This window comes from Micromonospora sp. NBC_01740 (genome assembly GCF_035920365.1).
In the GTDB taxonomy this organism is placed as follows: domain Bacteria; phylum Actinomycetota; class Actinomycetes; order Mycobacteriales; family Micromonosporaceae; genus Micromonospora; species Micromonospora reichwaldensis.
Map to the genome: position 1 here is coordinate 2,633,340 of NZ_CP109150.1, position 26,018 is coordinate 2,659,357.

Annotated in this window: 26 protein-coding genes; 12 read left to right on the top strand and 14 right to left on the bottom strand. The window is 70.8% G+C overall.

The window, feature by feature from the left end; all coding sequences use genetic code 11:
- Window positions 1–229: 229 nt before the first annotated feature.
- The 9 genes from dbpB (OG989_RS12565) to OG989_RS12605 form a co-directional block, all read right to left on the bottom strand.
- The gene (gene dbpB, locus OG989_RS12565; RefSeq protein WP_327030590.1) at window positions 230–1,393 is read right to left on the bottom strand and encodes a DGQHR domain-containing protein DpdB; all 1,164 of its coding nucleotides are present in this window, start codon (window positions 1,391–1,393) and stop codon (window positions 230–232) included.
- Window positions 1,394–1,412: 19 nt separating this feature from the next.
- Window positions 1,413–2,654, bottom strand: a complete 1,242-nt coding sequence (gene dpdA, locus OG989_RS12570) for a tRNA-guanine transglycosylase DpdA (RefSeq protein WP_327030591.1) — start codon at window positions 2,652–2,654, stop codon at window positions 1,413–1,415.
- On the bottom strand, window positions 2,651–3,793 hold the full coding sequence (gene dbpB / locus OG989_RS12575; protein ID WP_327030592.1) for a DGQHR domain-containing protein DpdB: 1,143 nt from the start codon (window positions 3,791–3,793) through the stop codon (window positions 2,651–2,653). The genes dpdA and dbpB (OG989_RS12575) overlap by 4 nt, the downstream gene beginning before the upstream one ends.
- The gene (locus tag OG989_RS12580; protein WP_327030593.1) at window positions 3,793–4,794 is read right to left on the bottom strand and encodes a hypothetical protein; all 1,002 of its coding nucleotides are present in this window, start codon (window positions 4,792–4,794) and stop codon (window positions 3,793–3,795) included. Before OG989_RS12580 ends, dbpB (OG989_RS12575) begins: the two co-directional genes overlap by 1 nt.
- Window positions 4,791–5,150 (bottom strand): 6-carboxytetrahydropterin synthase QueD, encoded by a 360-nt coding sequence (gene queD / locus OG989_RS12585; protein ID WP_327030594.1) that lies wholly within the window; start codon window positions 5,148–5,150, stop codon window positions 4,791–4,793. The genes OG989_RS12580 and queD overlap by 4 nt, the downstream gene beginning before the upstream one ends.
- Complete coding sequence (queE, locus tag OG989_RS12590) at window positions 5,150–5,797, bottom strand: 7-carboxy-7-deazaguanine synthase (RefSeq protein ID WP_327030595.1); 648 nt, start codon at window positions 5,795–5,797, stop codon at window positions 5,150–5,152. Before queE ends, queD begins: the two co-directional genes overlap by 1 nt.
- On the bottom strand, window positions 5,794–6,495 hold the full coding sequence (gene queC / locus OG989_RS12595; RefSeq protein ID WP_327030596.1) for a 7-cyano-7-deazaguanine synthase QueC: 702 nt from the start codon (window positions 6,493–6,495) through the stop codon (window positions 5,794–5,796). Before queC ends, queE begins: the two co-directional genes overlap by 4 nt.
- Before the next feature lie 318 nt (window positions 6,496–6,813).
- Window positions 6,814–7,602 carry an inositol monophosphatase family protein gene (locus OG989_RS12600; RefSeq protein ID WP_327030597.1) on the bottom strand — a complete coding sequence of 263 codons (789 nt, stop codon included), beginning with the start codon at window positions 7,600–7,602 and terminating at the stop codon, window positions 6,814–6,816.
- Window positions 7,599–8,657, bottom strand: a complete 1,059-nt coding sequence (locus OG989_RS12605; protein WP_327030598.1) for a DUF5919 domain-containing protein — start codon at window positions 8,655–8,657, stop codon at window positions 7,599–7,601. The genes OG989_RS12600 and OG989_RS12605 overlap by 4 nt, the downstream gene beginning before the upstream one ends.
- Before the next feature lie 293 nt (window positions 8,658–8,950).
- Between OG989_RS12605 and OG989_RS12610 the strand changes: the two genes are divergently transcribed.
- From OG989_RS12610 to OG989_RS12625, 4 genes are all read left to right on the top strand, one after another.
- Window positions 8,951–9,244 (top strand): hypothetical protein, encoded by a 294-nt coding sequence (locus tag OG989_RS12610; protein WP_327030599.1) that lies wholly within the window; start codon window positions 8,951–8,953, stop codon window positions 9,242–9,244.
- Window positions 9,241–10,311 carry an FAD-binding oxidoreductase gene (locus tag OG989_RS12615; protein ID WP_327030600.1) on the top strand — a complete coding sequence of 357 codons (1,071 nt, stop codon included), beginning with the start codon at window positions 9,241–9,243 and terminating at the stop codon, window positions 10,309–10,311. Before OG989_RS12610 ends, OG989_RS12615 begins: the two co-directional genes overlap by 4 nt.
- 161 nt (window positions 10,312–10,472) lie before the next feature.
- Window positions 10,473–11,786, top strand: a complete 1,314-nt coding sequence (locus OG989_RS12620) for a VWA domain-containing protein (protein ID WP_327031155.1) — start codon at window positions 10,473–10,475, stop codon at window positions 11,784–11,786.
- Window positions 11,783–12,616, top strand: coding sequence for a peptidase (locus tag OG989_RS12625; RefSeq protein ID WP_327030601.1), 834 nt, complete (start codon window positions 11,783–11,785; stop codon window positions 12,614–12,616). Before OG989_RS12620 ends, OG989_RS12625 begins: the two co-directional genes overlap by 4 nt.
- A gap of 170 nt (window positions 12,617–12,786) precedes the next feature.
- Here OG989_RS12625 and OG989_RS12630 read toward each other — a convergent pair whose 3' ends face one another.
- Complete coding sequence (locus tag OG989_RS12630) at window positions 12,787–13,107, bottom strand: GYD domain-containing protein (RefSeq protein ID WP_327030602.1); 321 nt, start codon at window positions 13,105–13,107, stop codon at window positions 12,787–12,789.
- A 224-nt stretch (window positions 13,108–13,331) separates the two neighbouring features.
- Here OG989_RS12630 and OG989_RS12635 point away from each other — a divergent pair, with 224 nt between their 5' ends.
- Complete coding sequence (locus tag OG989_RS12635) at window positions 13,332–13,679, top strand: DUF6223 family protein (protein ID WP_327030603.1); 348 nt, start codon at window positions 13,332–13,334, stop codon at window positions 13,677–13,679.
- A 51-nt stretch (window positions 13,680–13,730) separates the two neighbouring features.
- Here OG989_RS12635 and OG989_RS12640 read toward each other — a convergent pair whose 3' ends face one another.
- Genes OG989_RS12640 through OG989_RS12650 form a run of 3 tightly spaced genes read right to left on the bottom strand, consistent with a single transcriptional unit; the run spans window position 13,731 to window position 15,774 of the window.
- Window positions 13,731–14,393 carry a response regulator transcription factor gene (locus OG989_RS12640; protein WP_327030604.1) on the bottom strand — a complete coding sequence of 221 codons (663 nt, stop codon included), beginning with the start codon at window positions 14,391–14,393 and terminating at the stop codon, window positions 13,731–13,733.
- Window positions 14,390–15,562 (bottom strand): sensor histidine kinase, encoded by a 1,173-nt coding sequence (locus OG989_RS12645; RefSeq protein WP_327030605.1) that lies wholly within the window; start codon window positions 15,560–15,562, stop codon window positions 14,390–14,392. The genes OG989_RS12640 and OG989_RS12645 overlap by 4 nt, the downstream gene beginning before the upstream one ends.
- Window positions 15,563–15,594: 32 nt before the next feature.
- Window positions 15,595–15,774 (bottom strand): hypothetical protein, encoded by a 180-nt coding sequence (locus OG989_RS12650; RefSeq protein ID WP_327030606.1) that lies wholly within the window; start codon window positions 15,772–15,774, stop codon window positions 15,595–15,597.
- Window positions 15,775–15,934: 160 nt separating this feature from the next.
- Here OG989_RS12650 and OG989_RS12655 point away from each other — a divergent pair, with 160 nt between their 5' ends.
- The 3 genes from OG989_RS12655 to OG989_RS12665 all read left to right on the top strand — a co-directional run bounded on the left by OG989_RS12655 (window position 15,935) and on the right by OG989_RS12665 (window position 19,908).
- Window positions 15,935–17,260 (top strand): AAA family ATPase, encoded by a 1,326-nt coding sequence (locus OG989_RS12655; protein WP_151454244.1) that lies wholly within the window; start codon window positions 15,935–15,937, stop codon window positions 17,258–17,260.
- A gap of 123 nt (window positions 17,261–17,383) precedes the next feature.
- Complete coding sequence (locus OG989_RS12660; protein WP_327030607.1) at window positions 17,384–18,760, top strand: M23 family metallopeptidase; 1,377 nt, start codon at window positions 17,384–17,386, stop codon at window positions 18,758–18,760.
- 242 nt (window positions 18,761–19,002) lie between these two features.
- Window positions 19,003–19,908, top strand: coding sequence for a hypothetical protein (locus OG989_RS12665; RefSeq protein WP_327030608.1), 906 nt, complete (start codon window positions 19,003–19,005; stop codon window positions 19,906–19,908).
- 61 nt (window positions 19,909–19,969) lie between these two features.
- On the opposite strand, the gene OG989_RS12670 is transcribed toward OG989_RS12665, so the two are convergent.
- A complete protein-coding gene (locus OG989_RS12670; RefSeq protein WP_327030609.1) occupies window positions 19,970–20,869 on the bottom strand; it encodes a cellulose binding domain-containing protein in 900 nt (299 codons plus the stop codon).
- A 202-nt stretch (window positions 20,870–21,071) separates the two neighbouring features.
- On the opposite strand from OG989_RS12670, the gene OG989_RS12675 reads away from it, so the two are divergent.
- The 4 genes from OG989_RS12675 to OG989_RS12690 all read left to right on the top strand — a co-directional run bounded on the left by OG989_RS12675 (window position 21,072) and on the right by OG989_RS12690 (window position 25,951).
- Window positions 21,072–21,758, top strand: coding sequence for a hypothetical protein (locus OG989_RS12675; RefSeq protein ID WP_327030610.1), 687 nt, complete (start codon window positions 21,072–21,074; stop codon window positions 21,756–21,758).
- Between the two features lie 16 nt (window positions 21,759–21,774).
- Window positions 21,775–22,035, top strand: a complete 261-nt coding sequence (locus tag OG989_RS12680) for a hypothetical protein (protein WP_151454240.1) — start codon at window positions 21,775–21,777, stop codon at window positions 22,033–22,035.
- Window positions 22,032–22,433, top strand: coding sequence for a hypothetical protein (locus tag OG989_RS12685; protein WP_225852145.1), 402 nt, complete (start codon window positions 22,032–22,034; stop codon window positions 22,431–22,433). Before OG989_RS12680 ends, OG989_RS12685 begins: the two co-directional genes overlap by 4 nt.
- 128 nt (window positions 22,434–22,561) lie before the next feature.
- Window positions 22,562–25,951 (top strand): ATP-binding protein, encoded by a 3,390-nt coding sequence (locus OG989_RS12690; protein WP_327030611.1) that lies wholly within the window; start codon window positions 22,562–22,564, stop codon window positions 25,949–25,951.
- The last annotated feature ends 67 nt before the right edge of the window (window positions 25,952–26,018 follow it).

The window sequence follows — 26,018 nt, forward strand, 5'->3', positions numbered from 1 at the left end:
CTTAGCCTGTCATGCCACGCGCACAAGACGTGGCCGAGGCACTGACGGCTGGTGGCCCCTGCACGGTTTCAGATCTCAACATCGGCTGTGTCCACGTCTCACAATGCAATGGACGGCCTTGGCCCTGCATCTAGCAGGGCCAAGGCGGCTATCCAAAAGCCTTACTCGCGCAGGGGTGCGGCGGCGCTTGGCGCCGATTCCTCGGCGAGGGCACCTCGTGGGAGGACAGCTAAAAGAGCCGACTCGATCGATCGTGTCGCTTCCCCTGCTTCCCATAGTAGGTGGAGACCAGGAAGTCGGTGATTCGTTGGATATCCCGAGGGGTGTTCTGGACATCGTTCCAGCGGCGCGGAATCCCGTCGCCCAGATCCCAGGTGCCCTCGGTCCAGCGACAGTAATCCTTGATGGTCTTCAGTCCCGTGGCGAACCCCTGAGTGTCCGGCACCTCCTCGCCACTGCCGTTCGTGTCGGCGATGGCGTCCATTAGATATCCCATGCTGATGATACCGGCACCGTGCATCAGTCGGGACTTGCGGGGGGGCTTGCCCCACGCGTCCTCACCGAATACCTCCCGCGCCGCTGTCCAGAAGTCGCTCAGGACGGTTACCATCAGCCCGATGTTGGGGAGGGTATTTTCGCTTCCGCGGAATCGATACAGGACACCATCCGAGATGCTGTTCTCCAGCATGCGCAGCATGGAGTTGTCCTTGATGACGCCCGTGGGATTGGTCGGCGTCTGAATCATGTGGCGCAGCGGCGAACGCTGATCGAAGTTGAGTCGCTCGAGAACCGTCGCTGGGAGTTGCCGCACACGTAGTTGGTTCGGCAGAGGGCCGGACGCGGCCGGGAGCAGTTCGTGAATGAGGCCCTTTGGAAGCGGCTTGGTCGAGTTCACTAGGATGAACTGAGACCGGTGGTCGGCCTGGTCGGCGGTGATGAAGGCAGTGACGCAGATCGGGAAAGCCGCGACGTCTGCATTGCGGATAGCCGCGCAACGCTGCTGGCCGTCCACAATAAATCCCGGCTTGTCAGCGTCTTCCCAGTCATCGCTCACGGGTACTACGAGGGTTCCCAGGCGGACGTAGCTAGGGGCGTCGGTACCGGCGTCGGCAGGGACGAAGCGAACCCGGTCGTCGAAAGCGACGACGATGGCATTGGGCAGCAGGGGGTTGTCGTCGGACTCCACGTAGCGGCGAATCGCTGCCACGTGCGCCAGGACCTCCGGTCGTTGGTAGCCGTGCAACTGCTGCTCGCTGTCGCGTCGGACACGCGAGACAGCGGCAAACGACGGGACCTGCTTGCCGTCCACGGCGAAGGTGTAGAGACGGCGGTTCGGTCCCTGCGTGATCTCGAGAGCCGGAAGATGTAGCAGTTTCCCCTGGCTTCCAGCCATGCCGCTTTGGTCTCCCTGCTTAGTCACGATCGTCGTCTCCAAGTTGCCGGCGCAGTCGCTGCCCGAATACATGTAGGTTGTGGAAGCCGCGACGCTTGTTGCGTTCCGCGCCGCGGAAGATAATTGTTTCGATACCGGCCTTGTTGCAGATCGCGCAATCGCATGCCTGCCAAGGCCGATTCTCGAGTGTGTCGCGGTACTGGCTGGCCCTGTCCGCCTTGCGATCCCACACCGCGCTGTAGGCGACCAATGCCTCCAATGCGGCGTCGACGTCGACGCCGCCCCTGTCGAATTCACGAAGGAGTGTCAGGGCGGCGCGTTCCAATTGCATCGCCTGCCCCTGGCTAATCTCACCGGAACGAATCCGTGCCTTGAGTTTCGCATTGCCGTCGACCTGGGGGACGCGGAGCGCCACGTAGGTTCGGTCGAGCGCGTAGTAATTGTCCCGGTCGTCCTTGAACGCCTGTCGGAAGGGTGATGTGCTGTCGAAGCTCGTCACGCCGTGGCTGGCGAAGGTCGGGATCTCGTCGACGCGGCTGATCCCTAGAAGATGCAACTGTGTGTCGGGCTCGCGTGCGTCGTCGATGGCGCGGAGGCAGGCAAGAATGTCTTTCGTCTTCAGCGGAACCATGCCTCCGAGCGCGATGCGCCGGTAACCGATCAACTGCAACTTCTTCACTGAATAGGCGTAGGACTCCGGGCTCCAGCCCTGTGCTACCCCGAGGGGGATGAAGTGAACGTCGCTTGCTGAGCAGCGCTGCCAGAATTCTGCGGCAAGGTCGAGCGTGATCTGCTGGCGGCGGACCCATTCCTTGGCCGCCTCGTCGGTGCGCAGGACGTTCGGTTCGTACTGGAAGATGACATGGTCGACGGAGATGCCGTAGTCGAAGCCGCACCCTTCGTAGAAGCTGACCACCTCTTCGACGGTGTAGGGCGGGTGCTCCTCCCCGACGTACGAAAAGGCCCCGCAGTCGCCCATGATCTTCAATGGGGCGCTGCCGTTGTCGAGGCGGAAGAACTCCCGCGCCCCTTGCCGGTACAGCCGGTGGCGCTGAGGCCCGGTGTACTTGCCGGTGCTGGAGCTGGCGGTGCCGTCCACGATGGCCTTTGATACCAGTAGGCCATTGAAGGGCGGTGGCTTCAGCAGTTCGTGTGCGTACAGATCGTCACGCTGGCGGACTCTGAACGGGTCGCGCTCTTCGCTCAGGAAGTCGAACGTTGGGTCGACCTGGTCCTGACTGTCAGGAAAAAAGAACTTCATCGGATTCCGGCCCGTTCGTTCAGGTAGACGCGGATCAGGTAGTTGGACAACTCCTGCACGTGGCGGGACAAGTTCTCAATCTCGTTCCAACGAAGATTGAGTTCGTCCCACCTTCCCCCCGTCCATTGGCAGTGCGGTGCAATCACCGCGAGGTGTTTGCTGACCAGTTCTGGCGCCTCGGGGAGGCGGGGGTCCACTGTGCCCAACACCCGATCCATCAGTCGTCCCATCGCCCGTATGCCTGCACCATGCATGAGTCGACTCTTGCTCGGCGGTTTGCCCCAGGCGTCCGGGAAGGTGTCACGGACTGCTGACCAATAGGTATAGAGTGCCTGGAGTATTCCATCGAAGTCGGTCTCGTTGTGGGTGACGTCGCGGTAGGGGAAGAGGCAGCCAGCCGATGAGGTCAAGCTCTCCTGGATCATTTCAACGACGACGGTATCGGTGATCACCGCGTTCGGCGCCTGTTGCTTGTTCGTCGACGCTCTTTTGATTAACCGGTAGAAGGGTGATGCCCTGTCGGCGTTCAGCACGTCACACAGGGCCGAGGGCGCCTTCCGTATGGCGAGTCGGGAAGGTAGCGGGCTGTCAACCTCCGGCAGGAGTTCGGTCACCAGCCCACGCGGCAGCGGACGGGTGTTGTTGATGCGCAGGAACTGGTCGCGCTGGAGGCCGACGCTGTCCGCCACGAATGCAGTCACCGGCACGGGAAACTGCTGCCGTTGGGTACGGGACAGCGCGAGCGCACGTTGCTGCCCGTCAACGATCCATGCGGGCTTGGGCTTGCCAGGTTGAGACAAGGGAATGCTGAGTAGCCCAGAGGTGGCGAGTCCGTCCCCGGCGCCCGGTCCTCTGCTCGACTGGAACCGCACGTTGGAGGAGAGGGCCAAAATGATGGGATTGGGAAAGACGGCGGACTCCGTGTCGAGGTATTCGACAATCTCTTGTATGTGTTTTCGCACCTGTGGTCGTTGGTAGCCGATCAGCTTTCCGGCGTCGTCCCGGCTGACGCGGGAGATATCCGCGATTTGCAGGACCTCTTCCGCCTGCAGCGCGAACAGATAGAGAGCGGGGGTGCCGGGCTGCGCGATTCGCAGGGCACGGCGCGCTATGGCCTTCGGATCCTGTGGGGGTGGCATCAGCAGTGCACGTCCAGAGAGATCTCGTCGAACAACTGCTTGAAACGTGCCTGCTCACATGACTTGCCGGAGTCCCGTAGCCGTCGGAGCAGGCGTGTTGCCGACGTTGGCCCGGCCGCTGCGAGTGGCCGTATGAAGGCCTTGACCTCGTCGTCGGTCATGCGCTCGCGATGAGTTCGAGGCGCTGGCGGGGGCACTGCGACCGCCAATTCGTCAGCCAGGGCGCGGAGGTGGGAGCGGCGATGGGTGTCGGGATTCGCAGTAACGAGGCCGATGAGGCGCTGTGCCACCCGGACATTGAGAGCGAGTAGGCTGCCGCCCACCGCCAACCTCATCGGAGCGGCCACGCCGACGACCAGTTCGTCCAGGTCGGGATCCGTCTGCGCCGGGCCGATGATCGTCAGACGCTGCGGGTCACGCAGTTGCCCCACCGCCCTACGGAGATCGTCAGCGCAAGCCCGAAGGTAGGCGTTCGACAGGACGGCAATGAGCGTGTCGTTGGGGTTCGCTCGGGCGAGGTCGTAGAACGATCGCGGCGCGCCAGGTTCCGGGCCCACCCACCCGCTCAGCCCGCGCCACCAATCGCGGTTCTCGGTCGAGCTTTGCCCAACCGAGTCTTCTTCCCGCATCGCGAACGTCGCGGCGTAGGGACGGACGTGCGCCGCGGCAGGGATCAACCCGTACCCCGCCGAACAGACCCAGAGTTGGGCCTCCACACGTACCGACGTCGCCAGTTGACGCGCCGTCGTCCAATGCTCGCCGGCGTAAAGTGACGTGGCGGCAGCGGACGGTTGACCTGGTTCGGACAGTCGTCGAATCCACTCCGTGAGCCTCTGTCTCGGCAGGTAGCCCGTCAGGGCTCCGACGCGCAGTGCGGCGGGCACCGCGAGGTTCTTTCGGTTCGCGCAGGTCACGACGATGTGCATGCGTGCCGACGGTTCGGCCCCGCTTTTATCCAGGGCCGCGCCCGGTGGATGCTCGTCGGCCGCCGCTTCCGTCACGGGGCATCGCCCCGGTATACCGCACCCGATGTGCACGTCTCTTTGACTACGATGGCGGACAGCGGTAGCTGATCGACAAGCCTCGTCCAAATCCACCGCGCCAGTACCTCGCTGGTGGGGTTCTCGAGCCCGGGCACCTCGTTCAGGTAGTAGTGGTCAAGCTGGTCCAAGATGGGCCGGAATGCTGCCTTGATGTCTCCAAAGTCCATCACCCAACCGGAGGACGCGCCGACCTCGCCACGCACGTGCACCTCAACTCGATAAGAGTGGCCGTGAAGGCGCGCGCACTTGTGTCCTTCAGGCACCTTCGGCAGGCGATGAGCAGACTCGAAAGTGAATTCGCGGAAGATTTCCATCAAGCAATCCCAACGTACTTGTGCGTCTGCAGGCTCAATGACCACTGAGGGTGAGCGAGGCAGTAGTTGATGGCGGCTTGGGTGTTCGCCGCCTGGTCTGGTCCGTCCATCGGCTGGAGGAGAAAGTGGGCGAAGTCCAGGCTCTCGAATCGCTCAGGATCCGCGCCCGGTTGCGGGTACACGAGCTTGAGATCATCACCCTGAGTGATGACTAACTCTGTGCCGGCCTTCGGGCTGACGCAGACCCAGTCGACGCCTGCGGGCAAAGGTCGCGTTCCGTTCGTCTCGATAGCGACCTCGAAGCCCTCGTAATGAAGCGCCTCGACGGCAGCGGTGTCGAGTTGCAGCAGTGGCTCGCCACCAGTGCAGACGACATACGGCTTACTCTTCGGATGGGCTGCACCAGCCCAGGCCTTGGCTACTGCGGCAGCTAGGTCCTGGGCGGACCGGAAGCGCCCTCCTCCGGGTCCGTCAGTGCCAACAAAGTCTGTGTCGCAAAACTGGCATATGGCGCGGTGGCGGTCTGTCTCGCGCCCCGTCCAGAGGTTGCAACTCGTGAACCGGCAAAAGACGGCAGGCCGCCCGGCATGAGTACCTTCGCCCTGCAGGGTGTAGAAAATCTCTTTGATGCGGTATGCGGATCTCATGATTGGCTGCCGACAGCGGGGTCTGACATGCCGAGTTCGGCGAAGCCACGGGTGCGTAGCAGGCAGGAGTCGCAGGTGCCGCACGGTCGCCCGTTGAGAGGGTCGTAGCAACTGTGCGTGAGGGAGTAGTCGACACCGAGGCTGAGGCCAAGCCGAATCGTGTCGGCTTTGGTCAGATCGATGAGGGGAGTGTGGATCTTCATCCGCTGACTGCCCTCGACGCCAGCCTTGGTGGCGAGGTTTGCCATGCGCTCGTACGCCTCGATGTACTCCGGCCGGCAGTCCGGGTAGCCGCTGTAGTCGAGGGCGCTCACGCCGATGAAGACATCAGAAGCTCCAAGGGTCTCTGCCCAGGCAAGCGCGAACGACAGGAAGATGGTGTTGCGAGCCGGTACGTAGGTGATCGGGATCTCGCTCCCGATCTCCTCGGCGCTCTCGTGGTGAGGCACAGCGAGACCATCGTCGGTCAGTGCGGAGCCGCCGAAGATCCTGAGATCGATGTCCGCGACAACATGACGCGTCGCTCCGAGAGCCTTCGCAACCCGTGTGGCGGCTTCGAGTTCTACGGTGTGCCGCTGCCCGTAACGAAAGCTGAGGGCGTTGGCCTCGAAGCCCTCCTCGACGGCTACAGCGAGAGCTGTGGCCGAGTCGAGCCCGCCGCTCAGCAGTACAACCGCTTGGGACTTGGATGCCAACATCTGGGGCTCCCTGCTACGTCGATGATCGAGAAACTGCAGTAGCTAGCTTTTCTGGTCGTGCGTAGTTACTGCTCGCAGGTTGCGTCACGTTACCTGAATACTGCGTGTTGTCGAAAGGTGGACAGAGGGCGTGTCCATCGGACCTGCCGGCGCTGCCAAGTGCGCACGGCGCGATCGATCGGTTGCGGCGCCCGCCCAGCTTATCGGCGGCCTGCGATTGGCCGCCGTCCCAGCCTCTGCGTTAAATGATCCCCTTTGCCCGTGTTCCCTGTCACCGCGGGTTTGACGAAGCGAGCGCCTACGCACGTTGCGGCTACGTCAAGCAGCCGCCTGCCTGAATAAACCGAGGGTGTCTTCGAGCAGGGCTGGCGTGATGCCAAGGGTGACGGACGAACCCGCGTCGTGTCTGCTTCCGTCCCAGTCGATCACGTTTGCTCCAGCTTCACGTGCGATGGCCACTCCCGCAGTCATGTCCCAGGGACGGTTGGACAGCGTGAGTGCCGCGTCGAGCCTGCCCTCGGCCAACCAAACCAGGTCCAGCGCCGCCGAGCCAGTCATCCGTACACGCTGCACGGACTCGGCGAGCCGTGCGGTCAGCGCGAGCCTGAGTCGGTTCTTGGCCGCCGCATCCTCGCCCACGGCGTAGTCGCCGATCGCCACGATCGCCTCGCTCAGCCGGCTCGTCCGGCTCACCTGGATCGGACTGCCGTTGACTGTTGCGCCGTCGTCCTGGGCGGCGGCGTAACGGTTGCCGAGGAAGGGCAACTCGATGACGCCGAGGACCGCCTCATCGTGATGCAGCAGCCCGAGCGACACCGCGCAGAGCGGGATCCCCCGCACAAAATTGGCCGTCCCGTCGATCGGGTCGAGCACCCACTGCATCTCTCCCGACCCGCTGATGCCGTTCTCCTCGCCGAGGAATCCGATGTCGGGAGTCGCGACGTGGAGAAGCTCCCGGATGTCGCGCTCGATCTCGTAGTCCAAGGCGGACGCCATGTCGCGGTCGCCCTTGACGGTCAGCGCGCCCGGCGGCTTACGCCGCATGACCTCGGCCGCCCGTGCAACCGCCTCGACCGCAACAGGCAACAGTGGTCCGTAGTCGCTCACAACTGCTGCCCCCGTCGCCACTGCGTCTCGAAGTGCTGTTCGAACACCGGATACAGGCCACCGCGAGCCTGTCTCTGCCTGACGACGAACGCGGGGGAGTCGACTCCTCGGCTCTCCGCCAGGTACGGCTGAGCGACGCAGAGATCGTCGACCAGGATCACGTTGAAGCGCAACGTATCGTCGTAGACCGCCAGTTCCATGCGGTCCTGGAGTTCGTCGGGCAGCCGGTCACGCACGCGCATCAGCGTTTCGATGTTGAGCTTCGTCAGCCCGGACAACTGCCCTGCCGGAAAGCCTTCCTCCGCCTCGCGTGCCTGGACAGCCTGCCCTGATGGATCGAGGAACAGAAGGCGGACGTGCGCACCGGCCTCGACCAGGTCGTGCCAGCGGCGATCCGGGTAACCCTGTGACAGGAGGTTGAGCGACAGGCCCACGGCGCGCACGGTGCTCGCGCCGCTGAGCAGTTGATCAGGCGGCAGGTTGGTGGAGAACTCGGACCGATTCGTGTGGACGGCGACGAGGTCACCGAACCGATCTGTGCCCTGGCTGGCAGCGGAGGACGGATTGAGAATCGCGGAGAGTGCGAGTACGACGTCCCCGGGTGGGACCGTGTTTGTCTCCCAGTTGGCGATGTCGTCACCGGTGGGCCGCCACGTCAGCGTTCGGGCCAGCACGGCGGCGAAGTCTCCGACGCCCAGTCCGAGGGCCTGACGAGTCCGCGTAACCTGTCGGCGCGCGGCGGCTCCAAGGTCGAGCCCGCTCCCGGAGCCCGGGGCCGGCAGCCTCGTCTGAGGTAGCGCCGCCGCGAAGCGTTGCCGAGCCTCGTCGGCAGCCTGAGCGAGGGCAGTGTCCAGGGCCGCCTGCATCTCAGGGCGGGGGTTCACGCTCTTCCCGCCGGCTTCCCACTTGGAAACGGTCCGTTCGGCCACGCCGAGGTGCACGGCGAAGTCACGGATGCTCATGCGGAGCGCATAGCGGAGTGCCTTCGTCTCGCGGCCGGTCCATCGCTGCACGGGTGTCATCGTGCCGCCTTCGATCACGCCGAGAACGGTCATCGTGCACCTTATCGGCAGCAGATGCAGCGCAGTTACCGGCCAAGTGCAGTGCGTGGTCATTCTGGTCTTTCCGCAGCTCAGAAATCGTGGACGTATGGCCCGGGGCGGGTGCTGGCTCCGGAACTGCGTCGGTCCCCGAACGACACAGCTCCGCTCCCGCCCGCCCCGGCGCCACTCCATCAGCCGAATCGCGAGGAGGCAGAAGACGTGACCACTCTGATCAACGCCACCCCGGCACTGACCACCTCCACCGCGGAGGAAGCCGAAGCCCGTATCGAACAGGGTGGCTGGGCGTGACCGCCCAGGAGGTGGTCGGGCAGTGGCTGCGGCTCGTGGTGGCGGACGCGGAGCTGTCGCCGTACCTCATCGGGGTCGACCTGGAGCGGCTCGGCGCGCACCTGGCGGCGGGCCTCGCCGGGGCCCTCGAAGGCCAGCCAAGAGAGGACCCGTGGCGCGGGTTCGGCCTGTCGGAGGAGCAGCACCGGCGCATCGTCGACTACCTGGCGGGGGTGCTCTGGGCGCTCGACGAGCCCGACGAGCGGATCGCCCGCGCCCGCCGGGCCTTCGCCGGCGAGGTGGGCGCGTGAACATCGCCGCCGCCTGGGAGACAGCCGTCGAGAGGGGCGCCGACGACTTCTGGTGCACCCTGGATGACCGCCGCCCCGGTCTGCTCCCCGAACGGGACGCGCCGCTGCTCTTCGCCGGGCTCGGTCGCCTCACGGTCGGCGGAGACGACCCGGCCGGGCGGGCGGCGCTGCTGGCGGTGCTCGGCCGCGCGTACCGCCAGCTTGGCCTGCTGCCGCACGCCGCCACCATCGGCGACGCGCTGCTCGCCGCCGTCGCCCGGCACGCCCGCCCGCTGTGGACGCCGCGGCTCGCCGACGCCTGGGAGCACGGTGGCCGCCGCGCGGACGAGGCCGTGCGCCGCGCCGCCACCCGCGCCGAGGACGGCCCGGCCTGGTGCCCCGCCGAGGTGATCGACCACGACCGGCCGTGCGACACGATCGCGATCCTGACCGTACGCCCCTGGCAGCGCCTGTCCATGCGGCCCGGCCAGACGGTCCCGGTCTGCACGCCGCGCCGGCCCGGCCGCTGGCGCTGGCTCTCCCCGGCCAACGCCCCGCGCCCCGACGGCACCGTCGAGCTGCACGTCCGCGCCGTCGCCGCCGGGGCCGTCGCCCACCGCCTCGTCCACGACGTACGCCCCGGCGAGCTGCTCCACCTCGGTCCGCCGCGCGACGCCGGGCTGTGCCTGGACCTGTCCGCGCGGCGGGACCTGCTGCTCGTGGCCGGGGGCACCGGGCTGGCGCCGCTGCGCGCCCTGGTCGAGCAGGTCGCCGCCGCGCCCGACGGCCGGCGGGTGACCCTGGTCGTCGGCGCGCGCACCTTCGCGGGCCTGTACGACGCGACCGCCCTCGACAAGCTCCAGCAGGCCCACGACTGGCTGACCGTCGTGCCCGCCTTCAGCCACGATCCCGGCGCCGAGCCCGCCGAGCGGGGCGACGCCCTCACGATCGCCCTCGACCACCGTCGCCCCGAGGACGACGTGTACGTCTGCGGCCCGCCCCCGATGCTCGCCGGCGCGCGGCTGCGGCTGCTCGCCGCCGGGGTACCCGCCGACCGTATCCACCTGCCGGCGGAGCCGACGCCCTGACGGCCGAGCTCCTGCGCGACCCTCCGAAGCCGCCGCGTCGGAGTCGCGACGACCACCGGGGGAGCGAGTCGGCTGTCGATGGGTCCGATCGATCCTGAATGGACGATGGCGATGCCGCCGGATCGGCCGGAATCTTGGTGATCACTAGGATCGGCGCCGTGATGATCAAACGACGGCTCCCAACGGTCCTGTTAGGACTGTTGGTGGCCTTCCCGACACTGGGCGTGCCTCCCGCCTACGCCGACGAGCACGAAACCGAACCCGCCGAGCCGCCCAAGGTGGAGCTGGTCCTCGACGTCAGTGGCTCGATGCGCGCCAAGGACATCGGCGGGCGCTCCCGTATCGCCGTGGCCCAGGAGGCGTTCAACGACGTCGTGGACGCGCTGCCCGAGACGACGGACCTCGGCATCCGCGTCCTCGGCGCCACCTACGGCGGGGAGAACAAGAAGGTCGGCTGCCAGGACACCCAGCAGCTCGTGCCGGTCGGCCCCGTCGACCGGGTGAAGGCCAAGAACGCCATCGCCACCCTGCGCCCGACCGGCTTCACCCCGGTCGGGTTGGCCCTGCGCGAGGCGGCGAAGGACCTCGGCACCGGCGAGACCACCCGGCGCATCGTGCTCATCACCGACGGCGAGGACACCTGCGCGCCGCCGGACCCCTGCGAGGTGGCCCGCGAGCTGGCCGCCCAAGGCACCAAACTGGTGGTCGACACGCTCGGCCTCATCCCGGACGAGAAGGTACGCAAGCAGCTCGTCTGCATCGCCTCGGCGACCGGCGGGACCTACACCTCGGCGCAGAGCAAGGAAGACCTGACCCGGCGGATCAAGCAGATCGTGGAACGGGCCAAGGACACGCACACGAAGACGCCGGCGAAGGTGGCCGGCACCGACGTCTGCGCCAAGGCGCCCGTGCTCACCCCCGGTGTCTACACCGACCGGGAGCGCTTCGAGGAGCACCGGTGGTACCGGATCCCGGTCCAGCCGGGGCAGGAGCTTCGGGCCTCGGTGAGCATCGGCCTGGACCGGCCGTTGAACCGGGACTACGGCGTACTGCTGCGGGCCACCGCCACCGACGGGCGGGAACTGGTCCGGGGCAACGACGCCGGCAGCGGCCGTACCGACGTGCTGTCGACCGGCGTGCGCTGGTCGGCGGCGGATGACGACGAAAACGAGGCAAAGTCGGCGGACGACGACAAGGGCGGCGTCTTCACGGAGTCGACGGAGAAGGCTCCCGAGCCCACCGTCGTCTGCCTGGTGGTCAGCAACTCCTTCTCCGCGAAGGCGGGCGCCGGTCAGGCTCCGGGCATGCCGCTCGAACTGACCATCGACCTGGTCGACGCGTCGCCCGCCCCGAACAGCCCGGGCCTCGGCCGGGGCTGGGTGCTGCTGGGCGTACTGCTCCTCGCGGGCCTGCTCAGTGGGTTGATCGTTGGTTGGCTGACCCGCTGGTGGGTAGCGGTCTGGAGGACCCGATGAGGATGCGCAAGGCTCCGGCCCTGACCTCGGCCCGCCGGGCGGCGGTGCTGCTCGCCGCCACCGGCATCACCGTCGCGCTGCCGGCCGCCGCCGGCGCGGACACGCCCACCCCGTCGCCGGGGGCCGCCACCATCAACAAGGCCGGCACCTCGTTCCTCACGGCCGCCGGGATCAGCCCCGGCCAGCCGGTAAGGGTCGGTGCCTCCGTCGGCGACTACCTGTACTGGTCGTTCACGGCCGCGGCGGGGGACACCCATCACGTGGCGGCCACCGTGTCGCTGCCCGCCGCGGCGAGCCGGAAAGGCGACTCCACCTGGACGATCGAGGTCTTCGACGGGCTGCGCCGCCGGCAGGCGTGTGTCGCGGGGGCGCAGACCCCGGTGGCGTCGAAGAGTGCCACCACCGTCGAACTCGACTGCGAGCTGCGCCAGGTGCGCTCGTGGGCCGAGCCGTGGTCGGGTGACCCGTTGCCGGGCACCTACTACGTCCGGCTGTCCGGCATCGAGCTGCCGGAGCAGGAGCTGGGCCTGCCGATCGAGGTGAGCCTGCTGGTCGGGGTGGAGTCCGACGGCGACACCAAGCCGGAGGGCGGCGACCTGAAGGAGCCCCTGGTCCCGGCGGTGAACCCGGGCAGGGTGCTCGCCGGCGATCCGACCGCCAGCACGCCGGCCCCGGGGGCGGCCGGCGACGAGGAGGACGGCTGGTTCGACTGGGTGCAATGGCCGAGCCTGTCGTCCCGCTGGTACTGGACCGTCGGCGGCGGCATCCTGGCCGCCGTCGCAGGCGTGGTCGGCTTCGCCCTGACCCGCCCCCGCCAGCGCGTCGGCTGACCGTACGCGCGGTCGTAACACAAGGGCACGAACGAGACCGATGACGACGGCAGGGCGGGCATGACCGAGCGGGTCGTGCCCGCCCTGCTCCGCGTCCGGGTCAAGGCGGGGGCCGCGCACTACGCCGAATGGCACGGCCAGGAACTGCGTCCCCCGGCCCGTACTGCGGATCAGGCTCCCGGCGGCTGGTACGCCACCTGCATCCCGAGCGCCTCGTCCACGTCTTCGGGGGTCAGCAGCGGGCTGACCCGGGTGTCCAGGCCGCCGGCCGCCCGGATGGTGACGGCCAGGGCGACGGCGGTCCGGTGGTCCGGCAGATCGCAGACGACGTAGGTGTCGTACTGGCCGAACCCGAAGTACAGCGACTCCATCCGGCCACCGGAGTTCTCGATCAACGCCCGGATCACCTCGGCGCGTGTCGTGCCGCCGTCCTTCATCAACCCGTTGATCCCCTCGACCGTGTAGGTCGACGTGAGTAGGAACTTCGCCATCCGGGCGTCACCTCCGTATCCCGGCCGCGGGTACCCGACGTGCCGGCGACTAGTCCTGCCCGCCCCGCCATTGACGAGGGCGCGGGACAACCAGGGGGGGTACGACGCCTCGAGCGCACGCAACCCGGGTGGTAGGCGCATCGCCAACTCCGGCATGACGACCCGTGACCGCGTCGGTACATACGCTGCCGGCTGTACTCGTCATGCGAGCGAAGGGATCCTCGATGAACGTCCGTCACCTGCTTGCCGCCACCAGTGCCTACACCATGAGCGCCGGGCGCCTCGGGGCCATCGTCGCTGCCCTGCTGGGGCTGGCTGGCGTGATCATCGGCGGGCTGGCTCTGGCCCGCCCCGCCGGTCGGTTCGGCACCGGCTCCGGCCGGCTCGGGGCCACCGTGGCCCTGGCCGCAGGGCTGATCGGCGTCGCCCTCGGCGGGCTGGTCGTGGCTACCTCCGACAGCGGTATCGGCACCGGAAACGGGCGGGGCGGGGCCTACGTGGCCCTGGTGCTGGGGCTGATCGCCGTGGTCCTCGGTGGGCTGGCCCTGATGCGCTCCCGGCGCACCGCCTGATCGTGGACCGGCCAGGGGCGCCGGGTCGGTGCGGCGCCGCGGAGGTCGCCGTCAGGAGCGGGCGAGCCAGCCGGGAACGGTCAGGCCGGACTCGTACGCGAGGATCACCAACTGGGCCCGGTCCCGGACCCGGGTCTTGGTCATGATCCGGCTGACGTGCGTCTTCGCGGTGGCCGGGCTCAGCACCAGCCGCGCCGCGATCTCGTCGTTGGACAGGCCGGCGGCGACCAGCACCAGCACCTCACGCTCCCGCTCCGTCAGCGCGCTCAGCCGCGGCCCCGGATCCGGGTGCGTGGCCCGGGCGGCGAACTCGGAGATCAGCCGGCGGGTGATCGACGGTGCGATGAGCGCGTCACCACGCGCCACCACCCGCACCCCGTGGATGAGCTCCGCGGGCTCGGTGTCCTTGACCAGGAAACCGCTCGCGCCGGCCCGCAGCGCGCCGTAGACGTACTCGTCCAGGTCGAACGTGGTCAGGATGATCACGCGGGCGTCGGAGCTCGTGGCGATCTCCCGGGTGGCGGCCAGGCCGTCCAGCCGGGGCATCCGGATGTCCATGAGGACGACGTCCGGCCGCAGTTGCCGGGCGAGCCGTACGGCCTCGGCACCGTCGGCGGCCTCGCCGACCACCTCGATGCCGTCCTCACCGCCCAGGATGGACCCGAACCCGGCGCGCACCAGGGTCTGGTCGTCGGCGAGCAGCACCCGGATCACGCCACGTCCCCCGGACCCGGTAGGGGCGCGGGCGGGCCCGCCGGCACCGGGACGGGCGGTATCGGCAGGCGGGCGCGTACCCGGAAGCCGCCGTCCGCGCCCGGGCCCGTGGTCAGCGAGCCGCCCAGTGCCCGGGCCCGCTCGCCCATGCCCAGGATCCCGTTGCCGGGCTGGCCCGCCGTGCCGACGCCGTCGTCCTCGACCTCCAGCAGCACGTCGTCGCGGTCCGGTCGGACCCGGATCACCACGGCGGTCGCACCGGCGTGCCGGGTGACGTTGGTGAGCGCCTCCTGGACGATCCGGTACGCCGCCAGGTCGACCTCCGGCGGCAGCGCGCGGGTCTCGGCCAGCTCGGTGCGGATCTCCAACCCGGACCGCCCGGCCGTCGTGACCAGCTCGTACAGGCGGTCGAGGCCGGGTGCGGGACCGCTCGGCGCCGCATCCTCCCGCCGCAGGATGCCGAGCGTCGTGCGCAACTCCCGCAGCGTCTCCTTGCTCGTCTGTTTGATCGCGGCGAGCGCCTGCGCGGACCGGTCGGGATCCGGCCGGTGCAGCGCGGCGCTGGCCTGCACGTTGATCAGTGAGAGATGGTGACCGAGCACGTCGTGCAGCTCACGGGCGATGCGCAGCCGCTCCTCGGTGGCCCGTCGCCGGGCCTCCTCCTCCTTGCCCTGCTCCGCGGCCAGCACCCGGGCCTGCGCCTCGGCGAGGTAGGCCCGGCGGTTGCGGGTCACGCCCACGATGACCGCGACGAGCCAACCGGCGTGCAGCAGCGTCGCCCCGTTCACACTCTCGGCTGTCCGGTTGTAGCTGTCCGCGACGGCGAAGGCGACCACCGAGGCGAGACCGAGCCCGACGGCGACCCCGAGATGCCCCTCGTCGACGACGGTGTAGAGCGCCACGACGAACACCAGCATGATCGGCCCGGGCCGGTGCAGCAGCGCGCCGTACGCGCCGACGGCAGCCAGCGCCACCACGCCCACCGCCACCGGATGGCGGCGGCGGAGGTAGAGCGCGCCGGAGGACGCCAGCACCGCCAAGAGCGCCGCCCGTTCGGCGCTGGTGTCGATGCCGGACGCCTGCACCACCAGGCCGACGACGGCCACGAGGCCGACCACCGGCACCAGGGCCGCCTTCGCCGCCAGGCCGTGCCATCGCGACGTCCACATGCGTCGAAGCCTAGTGCCGGATGCCGTGCGGCTCACTTGCGCCAGGCGCCGGGCTGGACGTCGTGGGCCTGGCGGCGGCTGAGGGTGACCCGCATGGCGGTGCGGTCGATGGTGAGGCACGGCGGCAGCTCGGGCCGGCTGGCCCGGGTGAGCCGGCGGGCCCGCTGGATGCTGTCCCGGCCCCGGTCGGCCAGGTTGAGCAGCAGCATCACGTCGGCCAGCAGCCGTTGCGCCCGTGGTTCCAGGACGGCCCAGCCGTGCGAGGCGGGCAGCCACGAGTCCTGGAGCCTTGCGGGCCTGACCGGGGCACGGCGTCACCGCTCGACGGTGGGGCAGGCGTAGTGTCCCGGTGATCGGTGGGAGGGGGAATCGATGCGCTCCGGGCTGGAGGTGCCGCCGGCGGTCGAGGCGGAGCGGGTCATCGCCGCCGTGCTGGCCGACCTGCGCTCCGGCGACCATCGCGGCGTGGTGGTCGACTCGCCGCCGGGGGCCGGCAAGTCGACCCTGGTGGTGCGCGCCGCCGTCGAGCTGGCCGCCGCCGGAGAACCGCTGATCATCATCGCGCAGACCAACGAGCAGGTCGACGACCTCATCGACCGCCTGGCGCGCAAGGCGCCCGAGCTGCGCATCGGGCGGCTCTCCGCCGCCGACTACCGGCCGTCCGAGCGGGTCAGGGGCCACGAGACGGTCCGGGTCGCCGCCAAGGTCGCCGACCTCGGCGGTCCGGCCGTCATCATCGGTACGGCCGCCAAGTGGGCCACGGTCGCCGAGGGCTCCTGGCCGTGGGCGATCGTCGACGAGGCGTACCAGATGCGTTCGGACGCCCTGCTGCGCGTGGCCGGGCGGTTCGAGCGGGCGCTGTTCGTCGGCGATCCCGGTCAGCTCGACCCGTTCTCGACGGTGGAGACGGGCCGCTGGACGGGCCTGACCTGGGATCCGATGCAGTCGGCGGTGGCCGTGCTGCTGCGGCACAACCCGGAGCTGCCGGTGCACCGGCTGCCGGTGTCGTGGCGGCTGCCCGCCTCGGCGGCCCCGGTGGTCGCGGCGGCGTTCTACCCGTTCACCGGGTTCCGCGCCGGCACCGGCCCGGCCGACCGGGCGTTGCGCCTCGGCGAGCCCGGGGCGGGCGACGCCCTGGACCGGACGGTGGACTTGGCGGCGGCCACCGGCTGGGCGCTGCACGAGCTGCCGGCGCGGCAGACCCTGCGTACCGATGCGGAGGCCGCCTCGGCCTGCGCGGCCCTGGCGCTGCGGGTGCTTGAGCGGGGAGCGGTCGCCGTCTCCGAGCACGCGCCGGCGGGCGCGCCGGTCACCGCCGACCGGATCGCCGTCGGGGCCGCCCACCGCGACCAGGCCGCCGCCATCCGCGCGCACCTGGGGCCGGCGGGGGCCGGCATCACCGTCGACACCGCCAACCGGCTCCAGGGCCGGGAGTACGACGTGACGATCGTGCTGCACCCGCTGTCGGGGCGGCGCGATGCGACCGCGTTCCACCTGGAGTCGGGGCGGCTCTGCGTGTTGACGTCGCGGCACCGTCAGGCGTGCATCGTGGTGGCACGCGCCGGGATCGGGGAGCTGCTGGACGCCCACCCGTCGACGGAGACCGTGCACCTCGACGTGCCGGTCAAGTTCCCGGACGGCTGGGAGGCGAACCAGACGATCCTCGCCCTGCTAGCCGGCACGACGGTGGCCGGCTGACCCGGCCCCCGCCGCCGGCCGGTTCCGCCCGCCGAACGGAACCGTCCGCCCCCTCGCGCCGGATGGTGATGGCTGCCCTAACATCCATCAACATCAAATCCGGCTCCGGAGGGAACTTCCCCTATGACGGGTCTACTCGCCCGCGTCCTCGCCTCGGCCCGCCTGGCACTCGCCGGCGTCGGCGCCGTGCTGCTCGCCATGGTGGGCGCCATCGCTGTCGTGGCCGCACCGGCCCAGGCCGCGGGCCCACGGCCGAACTTCCAGATGCCGTTCCCCTGCGGCGAGACCTGGCGGATGGCCACCTACTACGGGCATGACGACTACGACATCGACATGACCTTCACCGGCGGGGCCAGCAACGGCCGGCCGATCCTCGCCTCGTACGCCGGCACCGTCACGTTCGCCGGCTGGACCAGCGGCGGCGGCTGGTACGTGGTGATCGACCACGGCGGCGGCTGGCGGACCAGCTACGCGCACATGATCGAGTCGCCGCCGGTGCGCGCCGGGCAGTGGGTGTCGACCGGCCAGCAGATCGGCCGGGTCGGCAGCACCGGGAATTCGACCGGCCCGCACCTGCACTACGAGCAGACGCGCGACGGCGTCAAGTCCGAGGCGTACTTCAACGGGGTGCCCTCCGGCATCACCTCCGACGGCAGCCCGAACACGGGACCGCTCTACGTCTCCGGCCCCGTCTCGTCGGCCCGGAACATGACCAGCCGGAACTGCGGGCAGGTCAGCTCCAACCGCCAGGTGTACGAGTCCGGCAGCCACAGCGGCTGGCAGATGCTGCCGGTCAACAGCATCACCGGCTCGACCACCGCGTCGATGGTCATGGGCACGAACAAGCTGCTCTACACGGTCAACGACGGCCGGGTGTACGAGGCGGCCAGCGACACGGGCTGGCGAAACCTGTGGACCGGCATCTCGGGGGTCAGCAACAACGCGCTCGCCGTGATCCACGTCGACGGCGTCAAGTACATCTACACCGTGATCGGGGGCATGGTCCACGAGGCGGCGAGCAACAACGGCTGGCGCAACCTGAACACCGGCATCTCGGGGGTCAGCTCGAACGCGTTGGCCGCGATCAGTCACAACGGCGTGAAGATCATCTACACGGTGGCCGGGGGCATGGTCCACGAGGCGTCCAGCGACATGGGGTGGCGCAACCTGAACTCCGGCATTTCCGGGGTCAGCCCGAACGCGTTGGCCGCGATCAGTCACAACGGTGTGAAGATCGTCTACACGGTGGCCGGCGGTACGGTCCACGAGGCGGCCAGCAACAGCGGGTGGCGCAACCTGAACTCCGGCATCTCCGGGGTCAGCCCCGACGCGCTGGCGGCGATGGACGTCAACGGCGTCAAGCACGTCTACACCGTGGCCGGGGGCATGATCCACGAGGCGGCGAGCAACACCGGCTGGCGCAACCTCAACTCCGGCGTCCGCGGCACCACCGTCTCGGCGACGAGCCTCAACGGGGTGAAGATCCTCTACACCGCCTGACGGCGACCGGACCGTGTCGGGGGCACCGCCCGCCGACCGCCCGCCCGCCGGTGATCAGAGAAGCCGGCGGGCGTGGCGGCCCGGGCGAGAGCGATCAGTCGATTACCTGACGTGGTCGTCTTGGGGATAATGCCTGGTCACGTGACTACATAGCGTGAGCGCGTCAATCGCAGCGCCTTGTCATGGTCGCCCCCCGACATCTGCGGGAGGTCACCGCCGAGGCGACAGACAGGAGAGTCCCCATGTCAGCTCAGGCAGCCGCCCGCCGGCTCCGACCCCACGCTTTCACCCTCATCCTCGGCGTCGCCGTGGCGGCCGGGGTGGTCGTCCCCGCCACTCCGGCCTCGGCCGCCGTCCCCGGCCTCGTGCGCATCGCCGCGACGAGCGCCAGCGACTCGACCGACTTCCGCAGCGTCACGGCGACCTGCCCGGTGGGCAAGGTGCTCACCGGGACGGGCTACGAACTCAACGGGGCGACCGGCGAGGCGGTGGTGGACGACCTGCGCCCCAACGGCGGCCCGGCCACCGCGCCGACCGCCGTCACCGTCGGGGCGTACGAGGCGGAGGCGTTCGCGGGCAACTGGTCCCTCACCGCGTACGCCATCTGCGCCAACCCCGTCGCCGGTCTGGTGCGGGTCTTGGCGACGACCGCCAGCGACTCGAACGACTTCCGCAGCGTCACGGCCGCCTGCCCGGCGGGCAAGGTGCTGATCGGGACGGGCTACGAGCTCAACGGCGTCATGGGCGAGGGCGTCGTCGACGACTTCCGACCCAACGGCGGCCCGGCCGCCGCGCCGACCTCGGTCTTCGTGGGCGCGTACGAGGCCGACGCCTTCGCCGGCAACTGGTCCGCGACGGCGTACGCGATCTGCGCCAACCCCCTCGCCGGCCTGGCCCGCATCGCCGCGGTGAGCCCCAGCGACTCGAACGACTTCCACAGCGTCGCCGCGGCCTGCCCGATCGGGAAGGTGCTGACCGGAGCCGGCTACGCGCTCGACGGCATCATGGGCGAGGGCGTCGTCGACGACTTCCGACCCAACGGCGGCCCGGCCGCCGCGCCGGCCACCGTCACCTCCGGCGCGTACGAGGAGGACGTGTTCACCGGCAACTGGACCAACACCGCGTACGCCATCTGCGCGACGGCGTAGTCACCGGTGCCGGCCGGTGGTGCCGCCCCGACCCGGGGGTGGTGTCACCGGCCGGCGTACGTCAGGCGAACGTGTCACCGAACTCGCGTACCCCGTCGACGTCGAGGGTGATCCGGCTGTTGTCGGTCCACTGGCCGGTGGCGGCGCGCCAGCTCCGGTCGTCGCGCTCGTCGATGTCGGTCCACCCGGGCCGGTGGTGGCGCAGCTGGATCGGCCCGGACGACGCGCCCGGGGCGAGGACGCCCCCGGTGAAGGCCAGCTCCACCCAGCCGGGGACCGGCGTGCCCGGCAGCGGGTACCGGGTCGGCGTCGGGGTGGGCGTCGGCGTCGGCGGGCCGCCGGGCGGCAGGGGCGGCGGGAAGAACGTCACGTCGCGGCGGATCCGGTCGCAGCCCAGCGCCGCCCAGTCGCAGTTCGGCACCAGCGAGGTGTCGCCGCCCTCGAAGGTCAGGTGGTAGCGCACCCGCACGGCGGTGAGGTCGAGCGGCCCGGTGCCGGTGTTGGTGACCTTCAGGACGTGCTGGATCTGGTTGTCCGTCGGCGACCAGTCGAGGTTCAGGTAACTGACCTTGGCCCGCCCGTAGGCCGTGCGGACACCGGTGACGGGGGAGGGGTCGGAGTAGCCGCCGAGGGTGTAGGCGCTGACGACGAGTTGGTACTCGCTGCCCGGCGCCAGGTTGGTCAGCGTCAGGGTGGTGGCGGTGGTGCTGCCGAGGCTCCGGTAGACGTACGGGCCCAGCCGCGCCCGCACCTCGTACGTGATCGGTTCCTCGCCGGCCGGCTCGCCCGCCCAGGTCGAGGGCGTCCAGGAGAGGGTGAGGCGGTGGGGCTCGTCGACCACGACGACGGGGCTGCCGGGTGTGGTGAGCGCCGGGGCGTCGTCCGCCCGCGCGGCGCCGACGGCGAACGGGCTCAGCAGCGCGGCGAGGACGGCGGCGAGGGTGATGCGACGGGCACGCATGGTGACGATGTTACGAGTGCCGATGGATGCTTATCAATCGTTAGGTGGCCGTCCGGTCGGTGGGGGCGGAGTGCACAGTGCGCGGGAATGCGCCGCCGTCGATCACCGGTTTTCATGTCGGTTCACCGATAGAGCGACGTCTCCTTTGATCTACGTCTGTGGATAGCGTGTCGTGGCAAAGGCCGTCCATGAAAGGCGGGCCATGAACGAATCCCATTCCCCACTTTCCCGGCGCCGGATCCTGCTCGGCGCCGCCGCGGCCTCGGCGGCCACCGTCGCCGGAGCCAGCGCCGCACACGCCGCGCCACCCGCCGGGGGAGCGCCCCCGGCAGGACCGGCCCGGCGTCCCGTCGCCCGGGACCGGATCGCCACTGCCCGGCTCGCCGGCGGACCGGCCCGCTTCCAGGCGGACTTCCACGAACGCCTCGACGCCTGGCTGGCCTTCTGGTCGGCCAACTCGCCCCGGATCTGGAGCACCCCGACGGAGGTCGAGGGCCAGGCCGGCGGCGACGGCGACGCGTTCACGCTGCACGCCATCCGGGTCACCCGTGACGACGAGACGCGGGACGCCTTCGCCGCCGGGCGCTCGGACGCCGCACACCTGGCCACCCTCGCCAGCCTGCACCACCACTTCCCGTCGGTACGCGTCGAGGCGGGTGGTGCGCTGCGGGTGGCCGACGGCCCCGCCGGCTGGACCGGCTCGGCCGGACAGGTCGCGTTCGCGACCACCGCCTGCCGGGAGCTGTGGGGGCTGCGCGCCGCCGACGCGACCGACTGGCGCGAGCACCTGAGCCGGGCCGGGCACGGGGGCGACCCCACCTCCCGCTCCGGCTGGGCGGCATTCACCAGGGCGAGTCTGCGGCGCGGGCTGCGGACCGATTCGTACTGACCATCGGAGGTAGGACATGGCACGCAGCGAGTTCCGTTTCGTCGTCGACGGCGTCGACCTGACCGTCGAACAGCAGAGCCTGATCGCGAGCGAGATCCAGAAGGCGGGCCTCAACGCCCTCACCACCGCCGGCAAGAGGCTGACCAACCCGCTCGCCGTGGGGCACGCCAACATCAAGCTCCGCCCCGAGTGGTACGGCCTGTGGGTCATCGACGGCCCGTTCGCCGAGGAACTGGGCCAGAAGATCAACGACATCGGCTTCTGGATGCAGCGGTGACGGACACCGCCCACCGGCCGGACCCGCCGGAGCGGATGTGTCCGAGCACCCCCGCGGCCAACGCCACGGTGTTCCTCGGCATGATCACTCCGGCGGGGCGGGTCGCCTACGTGACGCCCCCGCTCCCCGCCGAGGTCGCCCTCGCCCAGGCCGGCACGGACACCCCGGTCGAGTCCCGGTACCGGTTGGCCGGCCCGTGCGTCACGTCGAAGTGCGGCTTCTGGACCGGCGCGCACTGCGGCCTCGGCGAACGGGTGGCGGCGTCCTTCCAGGAGGTCGCCGGTCCGGCGGAGGACGACCTGCCGCGCTGCGCGATCCGCCGGACCTGCCGGTGGTACGCGGAGCAGGGCCGGGCCGCCTGCGCCGCCTGCTCCCACGTGGTAACCGACGCCCGCTGAGCACCCGACCGCCCGCCTGCTCGTGGGCGACCGCCCGCCGGGCGGACCCGCGCACACGGGCCGGGCGGCGGCGTCGCCCCGCGTAAAGGGCTCGCGATGTCCCACCGTTCCGCTACGGTCTGGGCGTCATGGATCCGCGGTACGACGGGGACGTCATCGGGCGGGAGCATCCCGCGGGTCTGCTGCGCGCCGAGATCGACCGGGTGACCACCAGCCACGGCGGTCTGGTCCTCGTCGCCGGGGAGCCCGGCATCGGCAAGACGACGCTGGTCACGGCGGCGGCCGGCGAGGCCCGCCGACGAGGCGCGCTGGTGCTCGGCGCGGCCTGCTGGGATTCCGACAGCGCCCCCGGCTACTGGCCCTGGGTGCAGGTGTTGCGCGGCCTGCGCCGCTCGACCGACGACTGGGCGTTGGCCCGGGAGTCGGCCGAGCCGGCCCTGGCGGCGCTGCTCGGCGAGGCGGCCGGCGGCACCGCCGGGGAGTCGGCGGACGGCGAGGCGGCCGGCCGTCGGAGCGGTGACGACCGCGTCGACCAGGAGGAGTTCGCGCTGCACGACGCGGTGACCACCGCGCTGGTCGCGGTGTCCCAGCGCCGGCCGGTCGTGGTCGTGCTCGACGACCTGCACTGGGCCGATCCCGCCTCGATGCGGCTGCTGCGCTTCGCCGCCCAGCACACCTGGTTCGAGCGGCTGCTGCTCATCGGCACCTACCGCGACGCCGAGGTCGAGTCACCCGAGCACCCGCTGTGCGGGCTGCTGATGCCGCTGGTGGCGAAGGCGACCACACTCACCCTCACCGGCCTGTCCCGCGACGAGGTGGCCGCGCTGATGACCCGGACGGCCGGCCGGGCACCCGACGCCGACCTCCTCGACGAGGTGCACCGGCGCACCGGCGGCAACCCGTTCTTCGTGGAGCAGACCGCCCGGATCTGGCGTGCCGACGGCCGGATCGGCACGATTCCCCCGGGCGTACGGGAGGCGGTGCGAGGGCGTCTCGCCCAGTTGCCGGCGGCGGTCGTCGAAGCGCTCACCGCCGCCGCCGTGCTGGGCCGGGAGTTCCACCGTCCGGTCCTCGCCGCCTGCACGGGCACACCGGCGGCGCAGGCCGACCGGCTGCTCGACCGGGCGGTGACCGCCCGGCTCGTGGTGTCCCGTGGCGGCGGCCGGTTCGCATTCGTCCACGACCTCGTGCGGGAGACCCTCTACGACGCGCTGCCCGACGACGACCGGCGCTCCCGGCACGCGGCGGTCGTCCGGGCCGTCGACGGCGCGCCGGCGCTCGCCGAGCGGCTGATCCCCGCCGACCTGGCCCGGCACGCCCACCTCGCCGGCGCCCACCTCGACCCGTCCCGCGCCGCCGAGCTGCTGGTCGCCGCGGCCCGCGCCGCGGTCGGCCGGCTGGCCATCGACGAGTCGGTGGTCCACTTCCGCCGGGCGCTCGACGTCGCCGACGACCCGGCCCGACGCGTGAAGATCATGATCGAGCTGGGAGAGCTGCTGCACCACTCGGGCGCGGGCGACGAGGCCCGGCGGCTGCTCGCCGAGGCCACCACGCTGGCCGTGGCGGCCGACGATCCGGTGGTGCTGGCCCGGGTCGCCCTCGTCGTCCACCGCCGCCACACTGACGGCCCCGGGCGGCTCGCCGATCCGGAGGACGTGCTGCGGGAGGCGTACCGGCGGTTGATCGGCGGGTCCGCGGGCGCCGTGCCGGTCGGCACGATGGTCACCGACCTGATCGCCGCCACGGAGTCCCTGGCCCGGCGGGGGCACGACGACGAGGCGCTCACCTTCAGCCTGTGGGCCCGCCACGACACCACCTGGGGGCTGGGCTCGGCCCGCGACCGGGCCGCGATCACCGCCGAGATCCGGGACGTGGCGCGCCGCGGTGGCGACCAGGAGACGACGCGCTGGGCGACCGCGCTGCGCTGGGTCGCCCTGCTGGAGCTGGGCAACCCCCGCTACCAGGACGAACTCGCCACCTTCGTCGCCGGTGCCCGCCAGGGCGACGCCCGGCACCGGGCGGCCGCCACGATGGACGACGCCATCATCGCGGCCTTCCGTGGCAACTTCGCCCGGTCCGACGAACTGGTCGGCGAGCTGACCGCCCTCACCGAGTGGGACCACTCCGACTTCGCCTTCATGGGCCACCACCTGCGCTGGTCGCGCCTGCACCTGCAGGGCCGGGCCGACGAGGTCGACGCCCTGCTCGACGAGCTGTCCTCGACCGGCTACCCCCATCCGGAACTCGTCCGGGGCATCACCGCGGCCGAGCGCGGCGACGTCGAGACGGCCCAACGGGTGGTCGCCGGCATCGAGTCCGCCGGCACGACGTACCCGGGATCGGTGTCGCCCCTGTGGCTGCGGCTGCGCGCCGGGGTCGCCGCCGTCAGTCGCGACCCCCGGCGCTGCGCCGAGGCCCGCGACGCGCTGCGACCGCACCGCGGGCAGTGGATGTCGGCGTTGTTCGGCTGCGACCTCAGCGGCCCCGTCGACCACTGGCTGGCCCTCGTCGACGCCGCGCAGGAACGCTGGGACGACGCGGTGACCGGCTTCTCCGCCGCGCGCGACTCCGCCGACCGGCTGGGCGCCCGCCCGTGGTCGGTCCTGGCCCGCGCCGCGCTGGCCGACGCGCTGACCGGGCGGGACCGTCCCGGCGACGCGGCGTCCGCCGCCGCGCTGCGCGCCACCACCGCCCGCGACGCCGACGACCTCGGCATGCACTCGACGGCCCGCCGCCTGGCCGGCGCGCCGTCCACAGGGGCCGAGGCGTCGCCCGCCGGCCGGCCGGGGGTCGTCGCCGCGGTCGTCGGTCCGCGCCCGGCGTCGACCGTCGCTCCGGCCGCCGGCCCAGCTCCGGCGCGGGCCGTCATGGCCGGGCCGCCCGGCGCGCCGACGGTGGGGACCGGGGCGCCCGCCACGCCGGCGGTCGCCGCCGGGCCGCACCCGTCCGCCGCGGGACGGCAGGCCGGCCAGGCGTACGGGTTCCGCCGCGACGGGCCCGTCTGGCAGCTCGCCTACGCCGGCGTGGTGGTGCACCTGCCCGACGCGAAGGGGCTACGCGACCTGCACGTGCTGCTCAGCCGGCCGGGCGTCGACGTCCCGGCGGTCGAGTTGCTCGACCCGGCCGCCGGGCCGGAACTCGTCGCGGCCCGCCGGATGGGCGGCGACCCGGTCCTCGACGACGAGGCCAAGGCCCGCTACCGGCGGCACCTGGAACGGCTCGACGACGAGATCGACCGGGCCGCCGAACGCGGCGACGAGCGGAGGTTGGCCGACCTCGACGCCGAGCGCGGCGCTCTGCTCGCCGAGCTGCGCGCCGCCGCCGGGCTGGCCGGCCGCAGCCGACGCCTGGGCGACGAGGCCGAGCGGGCCCGCAAGACGGTCACCGCCCGCATCCGGGACGCGCTGCGCAAGCTCGACCAGCGCCACCCGGGCCTCGCCGCCCACCTGCGCGACACCGTCTCCACGGGTAGCACCTGCCGCTACCTCCCGCCCGAGCCGCCGCCCTGGCGCCTCTAGCCCCCGGGCACCGGTCGCGCGTCGTCGGCGAGGGCCGGTAAACCCCGCAGCCCTCCGCGGTGTCTTG